Source organism: Gardnerella sp. DNF00983 (genome assembly GCF_049244265.1).
GTDB lineage: Bacteria > Actinomycetota > Actinomycetes > Actinomycetales > Bifidobacteriaceae > Bifidobacterium > Bifidobacterium vaginale_J.
In genome coordinates this window covers 600,271-617,433 of record NZ_CP058392.1, presented here as the reverse complement: position 1 = coordinate 617,433, position 17,163 = coordinate 600,271, and the positions used below count along the sequence as shown (strand labels likewise).

The following is a 17,163-nucleotide window of genomic DNA, read 5'->3' as shown; positions in this document are numbered from 1 at the left end:
TATTCTTACCGTCCAGTTCTTTATTTCATCATATTCGTTTGTTTCATAGTACTAGCTTGCTTCAAAGCGTTAGTTTGTTTGCTTTCAGCAGATTTTTCGGAAGAGCTAATATCGTTTTGATTATCCTTAGACTCTTCCAAAACTTGCGCATCTCGCTCTACTAAAATAGTAGATACTTTCTTTCGCCTACCAGCTGAATCTACAGCAGTTAATTTTAGTCCTCTCGTAACAGCGCTAGAGCCAACAATCGGCACATTACCAATCAACTTCGTAAGCAAACCAAACACAGTATCCACATCGTCTTCGTCAATATGAACTTCAAAAATATCTTCCAAATCTGCGATTGACGTTCGAGCAGGCATTTTCCACACACCGTCACGTATTTCTTCTGGATCTGCATGCTGAGTGCGATCGTGCTCATCTTCCAACTCGCCAACAATTTGCTCAATAGCATCTTCAATAGTAACCAAGCCAGCAATACCGCCGTATTCGTCAACCACAACTGCCACATGCTGGCGAATTCGTTGCATTTCATGGAATAAATCGTCAACCGGCTTCGACTCCGGCACCAGCATAGGGTCTCGGCTAATTGTTTCAACTGCCCTAGAAGATGCTGCAGGATTAAACACAGTAGCGCGTACAGCATCCTTTAAATAAGCAACGCCTACTAAATCATCTACAGAATCTCCAATAACGGGAACTCGAGAAAATCCTGAGCGAGAGCATAATTTAAGGAAATTTTCCAGCGTTTCGTCACTTTTTACGCAAATCATATCGGTTCTAGGCACCATTATTTCGCGAGTCAAAGTATCTGAAAGCGTGAGCACATTGCGCATCATTTCCGAAACTTCCGGATCGAAATCATTCGCTTCAACAAGTCGGTCAATACTAGCCTTTGCTTGATCCAGCTGAATATCTTCCAAAGCTTCATCATCTGAAAGATCAACATGCTTTTTCCTAGAAGTGACGTCAACATCGCTAGCAATATGCACTAAAGGATTAATCGCAATAGCAATAGACACAATGCGAGAAAGTCGCATCAACTTTGCTACAGGTTGAGCCGCACCAACTGAACGTGGACGAACAAGAATAGAAATCACAGCTACAACTACTGAAACAACAACACCAATAATAAGAGTTACCCATAAAGGCGAGCCGAAAAATGCAGCTAAAGAAGCAAACAAAACTCCATCTAAAACGTTGCATAGAACACGCACAAAAGCACATGCTCCAGAAGTTATATAACGGTCAGCAATCAGCTTTTTTACGCGGTGGATTCTAGCAATTCGGCGCATACGCACTATGGCACTAGTTTCATCATCATGCGTTTGCGCTTCAATCATAAGATTATTTAAGCTTGCACGAGTAACTCTAGGCACTGCACCTTCTGCAGCAGCCATTGCAAGCGAAAGCCATACAAGCAGCATTGCCAGCATAAGCAATGCAGCTAAACCAATCCAGATATGCAACGGCAATTGCGGAACTGATATGCTAGAAAATATTTGCTTAATATATTCCATAATTATGCTCTTAATGCGCTTTAATGCTGTTTTTTATTTTTATTTTTGACGCTACTCGCTTCATGCTCAGCATCGTAACGCTCAAGCTCGTTTACTGCACCTTCTGGCAAAGTTGCATCATACAATTCTCCAGATCGAGCAGCGAAAAAAGTAAGCATTAGTTGACGTTGCAAACCAAACATTTGCTTTTCTTCTTCCGGAGTAGTGTGATCGTAGCCAAGCAAATGCAAAATACCATGAATAGTTAGCAACAACATTTCTTCCATAGTACTGTGCCCAGCTGCGAGCGCCTGCTGTTGAGCAACCCAAGGGCAAATCACCAAGTCTCCAAGCATTCCTTCAGAAACTTTTTCATCGCTTCCAGGAGTAAGCTCATCCATTGGGAAACTCATAACATCCGTTGGGCCTTCTAGGTTCATCCAACGTTCATGCAAACAAGCAATTGGCTCTGGATCAACAAAAGTAATCGATAAATCCGAATGCGTACTTACTTTCATTTGTTGAAGAACCCATATTCCAAGATCCGAGAAGATTTTAGCGTCAATATTCCACACTGTTTCATTCATGACTTCAATGCTCATGATTTATCCGTTATTCCTCTCAGTAGATTCTTTAGTACGTTCACGTTTTTTACGCTCAAGCATTGCATCGTAATTTTCGTACGCTTCCACAATACGACCAACCAAAGCATGACGCACAACGTCTTCTGCTTGCAAATGCACAAAAGCAATATCTTTAACTTCGCCCAAAATCTTCTCAATAGAAACAAGACCAGAACGCACAACTGCTAAATCAACTTGCGTACTATCTCCTGTAATCACCATGGTTGTATTAAAACCGAGTCGAGTTAGGAACATTTTTAATTGCTGAACAGTCGCATTTTGTGCTTCATCAAGGATAACAAAAGCATCGTTTAATGTGCGACCTCGCATATAAGCAAGAGGAGCAACTTCAACAACATTCTCGTCAAGATAGCGTTTTAATTGTGCAGATCCAAGCATGTCAGAAAGTGCATCATAGAGTGGGCGCAAATATGGATCAACTTTATCGTTTAAAGTACCAGGCAAGAATCCTAAGTTTTCGCCAGCTTCAACAGCAGGACGAGTAAGAACAATTCTGCGAACTCTTCCATCTTCCAATGCACGAACAGCTTTAGCAACTGCTAAATACGTTTTTCCGGTACCTGCAGGACCAATTCCAAACGTTACAATATTGCAATCCATTGCTTGCACGTACGCTGTTTGACCAGCAGTTTTTGCGCGAACAGGATTTCCTCCAGCAAACGTAATCACGCCTTTACTCATTCGAGCTCTTCTGCTCATAGCACGGCGATGCGCTTCTTCGTTAGAAGGCAACAGCTCACTTGAATCTCTTGAAAACTCATTTTCAGCACGCGAAACAGAATTATTAATTGCATACGACGAAGAAATAATACTATTTCCAAGCACTCCACCATCATGACCGATACGGTTTATACGCACATTGTGTTCATCGTTATGCAAAATATCACGCTCAAGCATGCGTCTTACTTCGTACGCATCCATAGGTTGTTCGTAAGCTGCATCAATCATGCGCCTAAACGCATACTCAGCTTTAGCTGCATCTTCATCTGCTCTAGCTGAACGAGCAACAATTTGAACATCTTTGCCTCGCACAGTAATATCTGCTTCTGGAAAAGCATGTTCTACTTCACGCAAACCAGCATCTGCAGCACCTAAAACTGCAACCGAGCTTAATTCGCTAGGAATTTGCACAAAACGCGTAGTACTTTTCGTCACGGTTTACAAGCTACCTTCTACAAGTTTTTCGCCAGTCAATACATGAGCATGAACATGAAACACTGTTTGACCAGCATCAATACCAGTATTAAATACGAGTCGATAATCACCGTTGAATTCATCATCAGCAATTTTTTGTGCGACACCAGCAATATGAGCCAAAGTTTCAGGAGCTTTACTAGCAAGCTCAGCAACATTCTTATAGTGATTGCGTGGCACAATCAGCACATGCACTTTTGCTTGCGGATTAATATCTTTAAAAGCAACTACCGAATCGTCTTCATAAACTCTGCTGCTCGGTATTTCCCCAGCAACAATTTTACAAAAAATGCAATCAGCATCAGTATTGTAAGTGATATCACTCATTGTTTCTCCCCTATTTGTTACTAAATGAAATCAACGCCAAAAGCCAAAAAGCAATCGACGCTCTTCTTATTATTTTACACAATTATGAGCACTTTTAGATACGATTTATGCGATTATTCGTAACGTCCTAAAGCGCGCGAAAGAAGAGAAAGAGCTACAGGACCTGCAGTAGATGCGCGAAGAATATTACTGCCTAAAACGCAGCTTTTAGCACCAGCATCAATAAACATTGACACTTCATCGTCACTAATACCGCCTTCTGGCCCAACCAAAACGTAAACAGTACGCTCTTTACCATCCTCCAAACAGCGCTCGCTAAGAGTATTTACTGCTTGTTCTATTTGATTCCAGCAATCAGTTGCGTCTTGATGCAATACAACTACGAGATTTCCGTAAACGCACGCACGTCTACATATTGCCACTATTTGCTTGCTTGAAACACATTCTTGAAGTTCAGGCATCCATGCTCGGCGAGATTGCTCTGTAGCAGACTGTAAAACCTGACTCCAACGCTTATCTGTGCGACCAGGTTTCCACTTTGCAATTGAACGATCCGCACACCAAGGGATTACTTCATCCACGCCAATTTGCGTAGCCATATCAATTGCTTGCTCATCGTGACCTGTTTTTGCCAAAGCTTGAACAAGCGCAAGTCTAGTCATGCGAGGAGCTTCCCTAGTAAATGCTTCTACACGAACCAAGCCGTTTTCGACATCCGTAACTTTTGCGTGAATGCGCAAGCCTTTGCCGTCAGAAAGTTGCAAAGCATCGCCTTCTGATAACCGCATTGCGGATATAGCGTGACGTTTTACTTGAGATGGAAGCGCAATCGTCCACCCTTCTTCGATTCCTTCTGCAAGCACAGGAGCATTATCGTGATCAGTATCAAGCAAAAATAAAGCGTCAGTCATAGTTCAAGCCTAACGTGAGGAGCAAGACAAACTTCAAAAACAGTAATCAAGCTACAAGTTTATATTACAATTCGTTTAATGTGGCGCGAGTTTCGTGGGATTTCTCTCCTCGCACGTCCCGTCCTTCAGTCGCTTTGGCTGTTAAAGGTTTTACTGTCTGCTTTGTTCTTTAAGGAATGTTGCTTCCTCAGTCCTCTTTTAGTGCTCGTAGAGAAATCCCCCAAACTCTGCGTGTTTAATCGTTAATAACCTCATTCAATCGCAGAGATTTTTCGATTTTTCTTCTTCGCTTGGCGAATCAGCAGCCTGCGGCTCTGACGTTCGCCGCGCTCAGTGCGAAAAATCTCAAATCTCTACCACACGAATATCCACGCGACTAAATAACGACGCAATCAGTTCTAGTTCTGTGCAAGTATTGTGGCAAACTAGAACAGTACGTATTGGAGGTTTGCAATGAGTAATGAGCTTGGTGATAACACTGCGCTTGTTACTTTGCGTATTTCACGCTTTACTCCATTTAATAAATCTGAAGATGATTCAAACAGTAAACAGACAGAGCACAAGCGCAGAGAAAGTCCTTTTGCGCGCAGAAAGCGCAGTAATCCTTTCGCAAAACTAGATTCTTCAGAAAATAACATAAATAATTCTTCAAAATCTAGTGAATCCAGAATATCTAGTGAATCCAGTGAATCTTCCGAATCTTACGAATCTTCTCCAAAACGAATTCAAGGTAAGCATTGGGTTCAAGATTACAGTTTACGCGTTCATTCTACTGACACTATTCTTGACTGTTTACTAGCTATTAAACGCACAATCGACCCAACTTTAGCTTTCCGATACTCATGCGGTCACGGCGTTTGCGGTTCTGACGCTGCAAACGTAAATGGCATGCCAACCTTACTATGCAGTGCAACTATTGGCGCAAACGCACGTCCTGAAAGCACAGATAGCGTGCAATCTCGAGGCTTTAGAAAAACTGGCACTGCTAGCAGCTCCTCGCAATCGGAAAAATCGCAAACTTTACAACAAAAATCTAAAGAGACTACCACTTTGCAAAATGGCACTTTTGGTGTTATTGAGCTTGCTCCACTTTCAGGATTTGCAGTTCAGCGAGATCTTATTTGCGATATTTCGCCTATGATTTCGCAAATAAAACGCTTAGAACCTTATTTGCAAGCATCTAACGTTTCTACGAGAAACACTGAAGGGAAACTCCAGCTTATTGAGTTTTTGCAACATCCTGAGGAACTTAAAAAATTTGAGCTTTTGAGCAATTGCATTATGTGCGGTGCTTGCGAAGGAATTTGCCCAATTTATGCAGGCGGAGAAGCCTTTATTGGGCCTGCAGCATTGGTTAATGCGGCTCGTTTTATTTACGATTCCAGAGACAACGCAACAGAGCATCGTCTTGATCTAATAGACAGCAGTGACGGTATTAGCGCATGCCAGTCAGTTAGAGCATGTTCAAGACAATGCCCTCGCGGAATTGATATTGGCGAAGAAATTTGGCAGCTTACAACGCTTGTAAACGAGCGCAAAAACTCTTAGATTATTCAATTCCAGATGCTATGCGCACTGCCTCTATTGGGTCGTCTGTGACAGCAAACAAGTGCGGATCTAATGAAGAAATAAAACCTCGTTGAGTTACTGTAGACTTCAGCCAGTCAATCAAACCATTCCAATACGAAGTACCGAAAAGAACAACAGGCACGCGCGCAACCTTATGAGTTTGCACTAAAGTCAAAGCTTCAAACATTTCATCCATCGTGCCAAAACCGCCAGGGCACACAATAATTCCAGAAGAATACTTCATAAACATTGTTTTACGCACAAAAAAATACCTAAATTGCATGCCAAGATTAATCCACTTATTCAAACCCTGCTCATGAGGAAGCTCAATCCCCAATCCTACAGACGTACCACCAGCTTCTGTAGCTCCACGGTTTGCAGCTTCCATAATTCCAGGACCGCCACCTGTAATAACAGCAAAACCGCGTTTTGCGAGCTCTGAACCCATAGTGCGAGCTAAAGAATACTCGGGATCGTTTTCTTTTATTCGAGCAGAGCCAAAAATACTAACAGCTTTACCTAACGATGCGAGCGCGTCAAAACCATCAACAAACTCAGCTTGAATACGTAGCGCACGCCACGGATCCGCGCTACGCCAATCCCATCTCTTATCTACTTCTACACCAACTCCAGAAACAAGCTGCTGATTGTTATCGTTACGAAGAAGCGTTTCTGTAGTGCTCTCCTTAGGAATCATAGAACCGCGCATTACAACAGAACCACGATGATACGTGTTATTCCAAGGTGGAACATCTACTGAAAAATCTTCTTTACTATCAGACATGACTTCTCCTAGAAATTTACTTTCAAATATTTTGAAAATAATAATTAAAAACTAGTCTTCAACTTCATCTAATTCTTCTTCCATATGCTTTGCTTGCATAGAAAGTAAGAAGCCAGAAACTCCTGCAGCAACAATAGAAGCAACAAGAACACCAAAACGTGCTTCAGCAGACAAATCTGCATCAGAATACGCAAGCGAAGCAATAAGAAGGGAAACAGTGAAACCAATTCCACACGCACATGCTGTTGGTATTAAATCTGCTACGCGAAGACCATCAGGAACTTTCAAACCTAGAACACGCTTTGATATCCAAGCAGTTACCATAATTCCAACAGGTTTACCAATAACAAGAGCAATAGTGATAGCGATCAAAATTGGCGAGAAGAACAGCTCCCAAGTCAATGTTTCAAAATGCACTCCTGTAGCGAAAAGAGCGAAAATTGGAAGAGCCAATAGTGCAGAAACAGGCTGAATTTTTTCGCGATAGCGTTCAGCACGAAGCGTTTTTTCGCCATGAACTAAATGCGCTGGAGTTAGCAAACCAACCATTACTCCAGCTAAAGTTGGATGCACGCCAGCTTCATACATCATAACCCAAGCCATAATTCCTACTATTGCAACCAACGGCCATGGAACGCGCTTCAAACGCACTAAAGTAGTCCAAACTAAACCGCAAGCAATTACTCCAGCAAACCAATACCATGCGTTAAGAGAAGAGAAGAACACAGCAATAAGTGCTATTCCAAGCAAATCGTCTACTGTAGCAAGAGTCATAAGAAATGCGCGCAAAGCGTGTGGCAAAGTTTTTGCAAATAAAGCAAGAACAGCAAGAGAGAAAGCTATATCTGTTGCCGTAGGTATTGCCCACCCGTCACGAACCATATCGAGTGAAGGTAAAGCGCCAGAAGTAAGACGCATAATCTCCTGTCCAGCATGCAATTCAGAAAATACAGTTACTGTAGCAACAAACAGCAAAGGAGGCACAACCATTCCACCAACAGCGCAAATCATTGGCATTGCAGCTGCTCGAGGGTCAGAAAGCGAGCCAGCAATAAGTTCGTGTTTTAAATCTAAGCCAACTGACAGGAAGAAAATAGTTAGCACGCCGTCTTGCACCCAGTGACCAATTGACATATGTATATTCGTCCACGGAATTCCTACATGAGTATGCGAGACAGCTTCAAATATTGGCGCTGTTAAAGGAATGTTTGCAAGCAATAAGCCGCTAAGAGCGAAACCAAGCATAATTAAACCAGAAATTCTCTCATTATTTGCAATATTGCAAGCTATTCTCCAACTGCGTCGTATCATATTGTAAATATTTCCTCCACTAAATGCATTTATAGCGTTTATACGTTTATATAACGTTTATAACGTTTTATAGTGCAAAATATGTGATTCGCACTTTCAAGTATAACTGAGAGGCATAAACCGAGCGAGTTGCATACGAATAAAAAAAAAACGCGGAGCAAAAGCTTCGCGTTTTGTTTGTGCGCCAGACAGGATTCGAACCTGCAACCTTCTGATCCGTAGTCAGATGCTCTAATCCGTTGGGCTACTGGCGCATGTTTCCAGCCTCAAGAACCATGTCCTTGTTTCCGGCAACTTGACTAATATACAACCATCTGCACTAAAACACAAACCCCGGCGTGTCGACCGGGGTTTGTTGTTAAGAAATGCAAGAATCGATAAATTCTCACTACTTTGTAAAGATTGAATTATGATCTGCGCTCAAGCACTTCGTCAACCATTCCATAAGCTTTAGCTTCTGGAGCAGTCAAAATAGTATCCACTTCAATATCTTTACGGATGCGCTCAATATCTTGACCAGTATGCTTTGCAAGAGTTGATTCTAACCAAGAACGCAAACGCAACATTTCCTTAGCTTGAAGCTCAATTTCAGTAGCTTTACCAAAATCTTGACCCATTGCAGGCTGATGAATAAGCACACGCGCATTTGGCAAAATCATGCGCTTACCAGCAGCTCCAGCAGCAAGAATAATAGCAGCAGCAGAAGCAGCTTGACCTAAGCAAACAGTTTGAACATCTGGATTAATGTATTGCATTGTGTCATAAATCGCAGTCATAGCAGTCATCGAACCACCAGGTGAATTAATGTACATCATCACATCGCGATCAGAATCCATGCTTTCTAAAACAAGCAACTGAGCCATAATGTCGTCAGCAGAAGTGTCATCTACTTGCACACCCATGAAAATAATGCGATCTTCAAACAGCTTAGTGTAAGGATCTTGCGTTTTCATGCCGTATGGAGTTTGCTCGCCAAATTGAGGCAACACGTAACGATTAGCAATGCGCTGAGCAGAAGTAACACCGCCAAAACCAGCTAAACGCTCGGCACGCGCAACAAACTTTGCTTCTTCACTTGCCATAATTACTCCTCACCGCGCATAGAAGCAGGAGTGGTCACAATTTTATCTACGAAACCATACTCCAAAGCTTGCTGAGCTGTAAACCAGTGATCATATTCGTTATCTCGGTAAATTTCCTCTACCGTATGACCAGTCTGCTTTGCAGTCAATTCAGAAAGCGTTTTTTTCATATCCATAATAAGCTCTGCGTTAATTCGCACATCCGTAGCAGTGCCACCGACACCGCCAGAAGGTTGATGCATAAGCACACGAGCATGCGAGGTAATATAACGCTTACCAGGAGTGCCAGAACTAAGCAAGAACTGACCCATAGATGCAGCCATGCCGACAGCAATAGTCGCAACATCCGGCTCAATTAATTGCATAGTATCGTAAATTGCCATACCAGCAGTAATTGAACCTCCAGGCGAATTAATATACAGCCAAATATCCTTCTTAGGATCTTCAGCAGCAAGCATTAACATTTGTGCGCAAATAACATTAGCATTCTCGTCTTTTACTTCAGATCCCAACCAAATAATGCGATCTTTTAGCAACCGATTAAAAATAGGATCGGTTAATGTAGGCGCTTCAGCCTGTTCCATCACAGGAGAAGCTGTAAAAAGTTCAGTCACTATATCTCCTTGTTATCACGTAATTATTTCTACACTACATTGTGCGCATGACCGCATAGAAAATATTGCGAATATTATTTGAATTGAATATTTTCACCAAATTTCTAAAATTTCATCCACATCGACACATGTAATTTTTACTTATTATCTCATGTTAGTATGCATTATTTAGTATATTTTTATTGGATCATCAATTCATTATAAGGAGTAATTATGGATCCTAACCAATTGTCAGACAACAACTACCCTCCTGCTCCGATGCCAAATAACGAGTATCCAAATAATGGTTACCAAAATAATACATACCCAAATAATGTAAATCCAAACAATGGGTACCAAAACAATGGCTATGAAAACAACGGATACCAAAATAATGGATATCAAAACAATGGATATCAAAACAACGGGTACCAAAACAATGGTTATGAAAACAATGGATACCAAAACAACGGGTACCAAAACAATAATTACCCTAATAATGTAAATCCAAACAATGGTTATCAACCAAACGTATATCAAAATAATCAACAACCAGTAAACAACTACCCAGCAAACGCTTATCCAAATCCAACAAACAAAATCGCTCATAAGTCAAAATTCATTTGGCTTATTTCTGTCATAGTTGTAGCAGTAGTTGCAGTAGGCGGATACGTAATTTTGACTAATCTTAAACCGAATTACAATTGCTCTGCACCAAGAAGCGCAAATATTGAAGAATACGTACACTGCCATCCAGCGGAAATTGAAAAAGTAACTAGTGCATTAGCCAATAACGGCTCACCATTCAACGTAACGTTTGACGCTAAGGGCGATCAGCTCAATATAAACGCAAAGTCAAAAAGACACCTATCTGATTGGGAAATTTCAACATTAAGGAATGGAATACAATCGTACGGCGATAGCTTATCGAGCATGATGTCACAATCAGCAAAGGATGATGTGAAAGAAAAAGTTATTGCACCAGTACGAGTGCATTTAATCTTCTCAAACGATGATGGAACTTTTATAACAGATAAAGAATTTAGTTATAATAATTAATTAAAAAGTAACTAAAATAACCAACATAACTAAAAAATATTTACTGATAATAAATGCGTCTTTGCTAATACTGAACTAGCATAGGCGCATTTATTTTGCACATATTGTATTTTCCATACTAAAAATTCAAACATTATTTGCGCATAAAAATTTTTGGTATTATCGCTATGCTTCTAGATACAGCACAAGAAACAGCCATTGGAATAATCATAATCATAGGCACATTCACTAATTGCGCTACCAAAAAAAGCGCAAACCACAATGACTTTCGGCTTGCAGTTAATAGACTTGCAGCGCCAAAAATAGCAGCTATTATCAATAATTTTGGCTGACTTGATAACATGCTACCAACAAACGGAATGTTCATACTTATAAAACCTATAATCAGTCCTACGCAAGCTCCAGACGACATACTCGGCTGAAGCACACCGCCACTTGCGCCAGCTCGAAGAGTACAACTTGTTAAAATTATTTTTGCAACAAATAGTAGAAGCAAAGTTATCAAAGAGTTTTTGTCAATTGCAATACTTGTTTTTGCAATATTATATGCGTATTGTGCTAAAGCTCTGCCATTTCCCATAATTGCTGGATTCCACGATGCAACTAATCCTGTTACTAAGCCCATTAGCGGCAAAAAATATAAGATTTGATAATTGTGAGCACACTTAGAGCGAGCCCAATGAATCATCTTATGGAAAAGAGTGCCAACAATACCGCAAGCAATGCCAACTATAATTGCAAGCATCAACACACTCGTGTTGACAATATGGATGTCATCAAGACGTGGCAAACAATAGTAAGGTTCATCACCAAGCACAAAAATAGTAGTTAATGATGCAATTTCACTTATAAATAACGCAATAGCAAAAATACCAAATTTTTGTATAAGCCAATACCATTTCAAACGCTTTAAAGAAGATTTCGATTCGTGTGCAAAATGTGGAATTGCAACCAAACCTAATGTCATAATCGCACCTGCTATTGGAGTGCGATAAACTCCAGCTAAACCAGCACCAGCAGCACTTGCAACCAAAACGCGAGCTTGAAATTCACTAACTCGAATAAAGCGAAGTAACTTCTGAGTAAGCATTGCAGCCAATTCTCGAGGCGCAACTTCCCTACCTAAACTTGCGCCAGAAGCAACTATAAAAATTTGTAAACATACATGGATAATCGTCGTATGCCATGGCATCGATTGACCACGAACAGCATGAGCTATATCGACAATACGATTAGAAGATTTTGTCCATAACCACATCCAAATAATTGCAGCAACAGACATCACAATTAATACAACAGCAACGTAGTGCAATATTGGCAATCCAACTGGCGAAGGTTTAAGAGCAGATTCTGAAAATCCGAACATTACGTTTTGCACAGCATGTAGTAACAGAGTTAATAATATTGCACCAAACCCAGCCATAACTGCAACAAAAAAAGCAATAAGGCTTAATCGTAAACATGTAAAAACGTAGCTCAAACACTTACTAGGTTTTTTACTGCCTACTATTTGCAAATTGCGTTTTTCCATTAGCAGCAGCCTTCCTTATGTTATTTGTTTTTAATTTTATTTGTTTTTCACTTTCTTTAAAGTATAACAACAACACAAAAACCCAGAGCAAAAGCCCTGGGTTTTTAGCAAACATGAGAAAGTATAAACTTTTTCTTGTTTGAAAAATACTACTTAGAAAGTTCGTCAGCAACTTCTGCAGCAGCAGAAGCAGCCTTCACGCTTTCGTCTTCGTCATCATCCTCAGACAAGAATGCACTCAAGTCAAGAGCTTCTCCACCGGAAACGAACTTTACAGCACGCATACCAGCAAGCAAGCCCTTAGAGCGAGCAACTTCCTGTACAGCAGAACCAAGCTGACCGTTGTTAACGATTGCGTTAATGAACTGGTTTGGATCCATGCCGTACTGCTGAGCAACAGAAACCAAGAAGTTGGTGACGTCAGCCTGGGAAACAGTCACGTCCATCTGTTCAGCCAAAGCATCAAGAACCATCTGGTCGCGAAGTTCCTTCTCAGCAGCCTGCTGAGCTTCGTCCTTCTGCTTCTTGGTAGCTTTTTCAGGATCAGGGGTCATGCCCTTCAAATGCTCTGAAACAGCCTTATCCAAAACGCCCTTTGGTACAGGAATTTCAACTTCTTCTTGAAGCTTAACAAGGAATGCGTCACGAGCATTAGTTGCCTGACGACCTTCAGCAGCCTGCTCGCAAGCCTTGCGAATATCTGCCTTCAAATCCTTCAAAGTATCAAACTCGGAAGCTTCCTGAGCAAAATCATCATCAAGCTCTGGCAATTCCTGAGTCTTTACGGAATTAACCTTAACCTTGATCTGAGCCTTCTCGCCCTTGTGCTTGCCGGACTCGAGAGTACCTTCAAAGGTGGTTTCTTCACCGGCAGAAAGGCTATCCAAAGCCTCATCCAAACCGTCAAGCAACACACCGGAACCGATTTCGTAGCTTACGCCCTCTTGTGCATCAACTACTTCGTCATCGATACGAGCTTCCAAATCAATGTTAGTGTAATCACCCTTAGCTGCAGGACGGTCAACACCAACCAAAGTAGCAAAACGCTGACGGAGGCTTTCCAAGCGCTCCTTAACATCCTTGTCGGAAACCTTTGGCTTCTCAACTTCAATCTCAACGCCCTTGAACTTGTTCAACTTGAAATCTGGACGACGCTCAACTGTTGCTACAAACTTAAGACTTGCATCTGCATCAGTCGACGTTGGAACTTCCTGAACGTCAAATTCTGGCTGATCCATTGGGCGAATCTTCTTTTCTTCCAAAGCCTTGGAATAAAGCTCTGGTACAGCGGAATTTACGGCTTCGCCGGCAACAGCTGCGAAACCGACGCGCTGATCTACAATCTTGCCTGGCACATGTCCCTTACGGAAACCTGGCACGTTAATTTGCTTAGCAATCTCCTTACGAGCTTCTTCCAAGAATGGTTTGAAGTCTTCGAGATCTGCGGTAATGGTGAGCTTAACTTTAGTTGGCTCAAGATTCCTGACGCTGATTTTCACGCTTGCGCTCCTGAAATTACGTTTTTTCTAGCTTCTGCCGTATGGCACAACCGTTACATGATAGCGCGAGTTACGGACTCAGCTACCAATCGGGTTTGCCATTCGCGAGCACCATGCTCACTTAGGAATGTTTTAACATCAATATCTTGCGCATCATCATGCCAGCAAAGATTACGAATAATCTGTGGTTTGATAATAATTTCTGCAGGAGTATGAGTGTATTCAGAAATTTGATTTAACTCAGCTTTTACTCTTTGTAAACGCTCGTAACGCTTAGGATGATGTTCTCGCCAATATTTCATAGATCTAGGAGCGCTTTGGGAATCTTGCATATCCTGTAAATACTGCGAATCTGATGAATCATGGCAATCTTGACAATCGTTAGAACCTTGCGACTCGTCAGTATCTGTTGACTTAAGTACGCTAGTTTTACGAGATTCGCGCGAATTAAGTTGAATAGCTCCATTCGGCAGTACTGGGTGCACATCATCCATAGCTGTTTCACCAGATTTAGCGCGCAAAATAGCATTCTCTATAACGTTTTTCCAAATAGATGGTCTAATTTTGCGCTGAATTGGAGCGTAACGCTCGAACATTTTGTCTTGCTCACTGCCAGTGTGAATTCGCACTCGTTCATTCAAAGAACGAATAGCACGAAACGCACGCGCATTACTAGGTTTACGCTTACCAGCTTCAATAATTGCAGCGTCAGAAAGTAGCAGAGTTGGCGCAATATCGTATTCACGCGCTAAAGCATCTCGCTTTTGCCACAATGCTTTAGCAATAACTAGACCAACACGATCGTGCATAAGCACACTTATATGCGATATTTTAAGCCATGGACGTGGATGCGGAGCTTTCTTTTGTGCACCCTTATTAAGTAAGTGTTTAAATTCTTCTTCCGCCCAGGAAAGCTTACCTTGCTTTTTTAGCTCGCTGCGCATTACTTCTTCTAGCTCAATTAGTAATTCAACGTCTAAAGCCGCGTAATTTCGCCAATCCCTAGGAAGTGGGCGGTAAGACCAGTCCGCTGCAGAATGTTCTTTTGCGAGCGTCAAACCCAAATAATATTCAGTTACAGAGCTTAAACCGAAGCGCTTTCTACCAAGTAATTTAGCAGCTATCTCGGTATCAAATAAAGCACGCGGGCGCAAACCAATATCGAAAAATCCTGGCAAATCTTGCATCGAATCGTGAATAATCCAAGGCGCATCCCCTACTGCCTTGTTAAATTCGTTCCAATCAGCTCCAAGCTTTGTAAGTTCTATTGGATCTAATAATCCAATTCCTGCACCTTTTCGTTTAAACTGAATCAACCAATCTTCATGACTGTAACGAAAACCGGAAGCTCGCTCGGCATCTGCAGCCAAAGGACCGGAACCTGCTGCCAACAAGCTGCAATAATCTTTATATGCTTCAAGCGCATCAATGACTTCTGGAACTCCTTCTCTAGGCTCTTTTAAAAGCTTTGGTTCCTCGTTCAAGTACGCCTCCCAACTGCACGCTTTAGCCAAATTCTTACGCTTTTTGCAAAATATTCTGTACTTTTTGCAAAATATCCGTAAAAAAATATTTAAGCCGTGTTATAGATTATGCATCTTTAACACGGCTTCAACTTTCGCACACAACTACGACTATTCAAAAATAAGTAATCAATTAAATAATCAATTAAATAATCAATCTGTTTTATTGTTTGCTATTTCGCCATTTATGTGATTAACAAGTTTAGTTTTAAGGAATCTTGTAAGAGTAAATGCGACTGCCGAAACTAAAACTGTTGGAATAACGTAGAGAGCATGTAAACCTAAATCTCTTATTGGGAAAGTGGCAAGTTCTGTAGCAATAGTTATAGCAATAGATATTATCGGCATTTCAATAAGAGGTTTTTCATCGAAAGCTGCAATGATATTTATCGGCAACAAAATTATCGGCAAAACAATTAAAATAATAATCGCTGTACCAAAGCCAAACTGATCGTTACACCTTGCAAAAATAGCTAACGCTAATGCAAAAGCTAATGCAATCCAACAACCTATTCTGCGCTTCATTGCGTATCCTTTCTCTAAAAAAGAGTATTTGCATAATTATACAAAATCCTTCAAAAAAAAACAATACGATACGCAAAGATTACCTAAATTACAGTTACATTTTTGACGCAGTCTAAACGCAATCTAAACGCAATCTAGTACACAACAAAACCGTGGTCTTTAAACTGGTTTACAACTCGCTCTTTTAGTGCTCTAGAAGGCCCTTTTTGATTCTCAAGAGGGTACGGAATCCTAAGCTCATGCCACTTTGGGCGGCCTAGTTGATGGAATCCAAGCACGTCAATATGCTCAACAGCGTCGCCAAACGAATCGCAAATCTCAGCAACTTTTTCAACATTTTCTTCGCTGGAAGTCAAATCTGGAACAAGCACAAAACGCACCCAAATCTTCTTACCAGCCTTCGCCAAGCGCTGACCAAAGTCAATAGTTGGCTGGAGCAAGCCGCCAGTTACTTTTTTATACGTTTCTTCAGTGCCGGATTTAACGTCTAGCAAGCAAAGATCAATGTCGTCAATCATTTCGTCCGTGTAATTGCGATTCAAAAAGCCGGAAGTATCCAAGCAAGTATGCACGCCCATCTCTTTTGCAGCACGAAAGACTCTAGATACAAAAGCTGGTTGCATCATGGATTCGCCGCCAGAAAAAGTAATCCCACCGCCTGTTGCTTTAAAAAGACTCTGATAGCGGTCAACTTTTTTAATCATCGCATCTAAGTAGACTGGCTTGCCATCGCGCATTTTCCAAGTATCAGGATTTTGGCAATACTGACAACGAAGTGGGCAGCCACTCATAAATACAGTCATACGAGTTCCAGGACCGTCAACAGAAGTGTTAATATCCCACGAATGCACAAACCCAATATCGCCAGTTTTAAGAGCTACCAAGCGATCTTTTCTGTCCAGCCCAATTGGCGACTCAAATCCAGAAAGACCACCCATTAAAGTTTGGCGAGCATACTCTTTTGACTCCTTCAACATATGCTGAGTTGTGGTACGAAACGCTGTGTTTTCAGCCATCTAACTGCCCTCCAAACTATTTATAAATAAATAATAAATAATATACGCAATTAACAAAAGCCGGGAGCGAAACTAGCCTCGCTCCCGGCGGTGTTT

15 protein-coding genes, 1 tRNA gene and 1 pseudogene are annotated in these 17,163 nt (G+C 41.3%); 2 read left to right on the top strand and 15 right to left on the bottom strand.

Annotated elements, in window-relative coordinates:
* Positions 1-20 precede the first annotated feature (20 nt).
* The 5 genes from HXT34_RS02225 to HXT34_RS02205 all read right to left on the bottom strand — a co-directional run bounded on the left by HXT34_RS02225 (position 21) and on the right by HXT34_RS02205 (position 4,575).
* On the bottom strand, positions 21-1,520 hold the full coding sequence (locus tag HXT34_RS02225; protein WP_421785291.1) for a hemolysin family protein: 1,500 nt from the start codon (positions 1,518-1,520) through the stop codon (positions 21-23).
* Between the two features lie 20 nt (positions 1,521-1,540).
* Positions 1,541-2,101, bottom strand: a complete 561-nt coding sequence (gene ybeY / locus HXT34_RS02220; protein WP_415682922.1) for an rRNA maturation RNase YbeY — start codon at positions 2,099-2,101, stop codon at positions 1,541-1,543.
* A gap of 3 nt (positions 2,102-2,104) precedes the next feature.
* Entirely contained in the window at positions 2,105-3,298 is a 1,194-nt protein-coding gene (locus HXT34_RS02215) for a PhoH family protein (protein WP_421785288.1), read from the bottom strand.
* Positions 3,299-3,301: 3 nt separating this feature from the next.
* Positions 3,302-3,664: a histidine triad nucleotide-binding protein gene (locus HXT34_RS02210; protein WP_004106318.1), complete on the bottom strand. Its 363-nt coding sequence runs from the start codon at positions 3,662-3,664 to the stop codon at positions 3,302-3,304.
* A gap of 113 nt (positions 3,665-3,777) precedes the next feature.
* Entirely contained in the window at positions 3,778-4,575 is a 798-nt protein-coding gene (locus HXT34_RS02205; RefSeq protein WP_415687164.1) for a 16S rRNA (uracil(1498)-N(3))-methyltransferase, read from the bottom strand.
* 453 nt (positions 4,576-5,028) lie between these two features.
* Between HXT34_RS02205 and HXT34_RS02200 the strand changes: the two genes are divergently transcribed.
* Complete coding sequence (locus tag HXT34_RS02200) at positions 5,029-6,123, top strand: succinate dehydrogenase/fumarate reductase iron-sulfur subunit (protein WP_421785286.1); 1,095 nt, start codon at positions 5,029-5,031, stop codon at positions 6,121-6,123.
* 1 nt (position 6,124) lies between these two features.
* Here the strand turns inward: HXT34_RS02200 and HXT34_RS02195 are convergent, their stop codons facing one another.
* The 5 genes and pseudogenes from HXT34_RS02195 to HXT34_RS02175 all read right to left on the bottom strand — a co-directional run bounded on the left by HXT34_RS02195 (position 6,125) and on the right by HXT34_RS02175 (position 9,935).
* The gene (locus tag HXT34_RS02195; RefSeq protein WP_415682919.1) at positions 6,125-6,928 is read right to left on the bottom strand and encodes a TIGR00730 family Rossman fold protein; all 804 of its coding nucleotides are present in this window, start codon (positions 6,926-6,928) and stop codon (positions 6,125-6,127) included.
* A 72-nt stretch (positions 6,929-7,000) separates the two neighbouring features.
* Positions 7,001-8,239: pseudogene (locus tag HXT34_RS02190) on the bottom strand (Na+/H+ antiporter NhaA); the annotation flags it as partial.
* Positions 8,240-8,419: 180 nt separating this feature from the next.
* Positions 8,420-8,493, bottom strand: a tRNA-Arg gene (locus tag HXT34_RS02185).
* A 153-nt stretch (positions 8,494-8,646) separates the two neighbouring features.
* Entirely contained in the window at positions 8,647-9,321 is a 675-nt protein-coding gene (locus HXT34_RS02180) for an ATP-dependent Clp protease proteolytic subunit (RefSeq protein WP_415682917.1), read from the bottom strand.
* A gap of 2 nt (positions 9,322-9,323) precedes the next feature.
* Complete coding sequence (locus tag HXT34_RS02175) at positions 9,324-9,935, bottom strand: ATP-dependent Clp protease proteolytic subunit (RefSeq protein ID WP_415689832.1); 612 nt, start codon at positions 9,933-9,935, stop codon at positions 9,324-9,326.
* Positions 9,936-10,148: 213 nt separating this feature from the next.
* Between HXT34_RS02175 and HXT34_RS02170 the strand changes: the two genes are divergently transcribed.
* Positions 10,149-10,973: a hypothetical protein gene (locus HXT34_RS02170; RefSeq protein WP_415689833.1), complete on the top strand. Its 825-nt coding sequence runs from the start codon at positions 10,149-10,151 to the stop codon at positions 10,971-10,973.
* A gap of 133 nt (positions 10,974-11,106) precedes the next feature.
* Here HXT34_RS02170 and HXT34_RS02165 read toward each other — a convergent pair whose 3' ends face one another.
* From HXT34_RS02165 to pflA, 5 genes are all read right to left on the bottom strand, one after another.
* Complete coding sequence (locus HXT34_RS02165; RefSeq protein WP_421785282.1) at positions 11,107-12,504, bottom strand: chloride channel protein; 1,398 nt, start codon at positions 12,502-12,504, stop codon at positions 11,107-11,109.
* A gap of 149 nt (positions 12,505-12,653) precedes the next feature.
* Positions 12,654-14,003, bottom strand: a complete 1,350-nt coding sequence (gene tig, locus HXT34_RS02160; protein ID WP_012914242.1) for a trigger factor — start codon at positions 14,001-14,003, stop codon at positions 12,654-12,656.
* 53 nt (positions 14,004-14,056) lie between these two features.
* Positions 14,057-15,487 (bottom strand): HRDC domain-containing protein, encoded by a 1,431-nt coding sequence (locus tag HXT34_RS02155; protein WP_421785280.1) that lies wholly within the window; start codon positions 15,485-15,487, stop codon positions 14,057-14,059.
* A 192-nt stretch (positions 15,488-15,679) separates the two neighbouring features.
* The gene (locus HXT34_RS02150) at positions 15,680-16,051 is read right to left on the bottom strand and encodes a hypothetical protein (RefSeq protein ID WP_415687156.1); all 372 of its coding nucleotides are present in this window, start codon (positions 16,049-16,051) and stop codon (positions 15,680-15,682) included.
* 134 nt (positions 16,052-16,185) lie between these two features.
* Positions 16,186-17,067 carry a pyruvate formate-lyase-activating protein gene (gene pflA / locus HXT34_RS02145; protein ID WP_064621742.1) on the bottom strand — a complete coding sequence of 294 codons (882 nt, stop codon included), beginning with the start codon at positions 17,065-17,067 and terminating at the stop codon, positions 16,186-16,188.
* Positions 17,068-17,163 lie beyond the last annotated feature (96 nt).

What these genes read in the sequence shown, in the direction of transcription:
- ybeY (WP_415682922.1), bottom strand. Translation starts at nt 2,101, where the DNA reads ATGAGCATTGAAGTCATGAATGAAACAGTGTGGAATATTGACGCTAAA.
- HXT34_RS02195 (WP_415682919.1), bottom strand. Translation starts at nt 6,928, where the DNA reads ATGTCTGATAGTAAAGAAGATTTTTCAGTAGATGTTCCACCTTGGAAT.
- HXT34_RS02180 (WP_415682917.1), bottom strand. Translation starts at nt 9,321, where the DNA reads ATGGCAAGTGAAGAAGCAAAGTTTGTTGCGCGTGCCGAGCGTTTAGCT.
- HXT34_RS02150 (WP_415687156.1), bottom strand. Translation starts at nt 16,051, where the DNA reads ATGAAGCGCAGAATAGGTTGTTGGATTGCATTAGCTTTTGCATTAGCG.
- HXT34_RS02225 (WP_421785291.1), bottom strand. Translation starts at nt 1,520, where the DNA reads ATGGAATATATTAAGCAAATATTTTCTAGCATATCAGTTCCGCAATTG.
- HXT34_RS02210 (WP_004106318.1), bottom strand. Translation starts at nt 3,664, where the DNA reads ATGAGTGATATCACTTACAATACTGATGCTGATTGCATTTTTTGTAAA.
- pflA (WP_064621742.1), bottom strand. Translation starts at nt 17,067, where the DNA reads ATGGCTGAAAACACAGCGTTTCGTACCACAACTCAGCATATGTTGAAG.
- HXT34_RS02165 (WP_421785282.1), bottom strand. Translation starts at nt 12,504, where the DNA reads ATGGAAAAACGCAATTTGCAAATAGTAGGCAGTAAAAAACCTAGTAAG.
- HXT34_RS02170 (WP_415689833.1), top strand. Translation starts at nt 10,149, where the DNA reads ATGGATCCTAACCAATTGTCAGACAACAACTACCCTCCTGCTCCGATG.
- HXT34_RS02205 (WP_415687164.1), bottom strand. Translation starts at nt 4,575, where the DNA reads ATGACTGACGCTTTATTTTTGCTTGATACTGATCACGATAATGCTCCT.
- HXT34_RS02200 (WP_421785286.1), top strand. Translation starts at nt 5,029, where the DNA reads ATGAGTAATGAGCTTGGTGATAACACTGCGCTTGTTACTTTGCGTATT.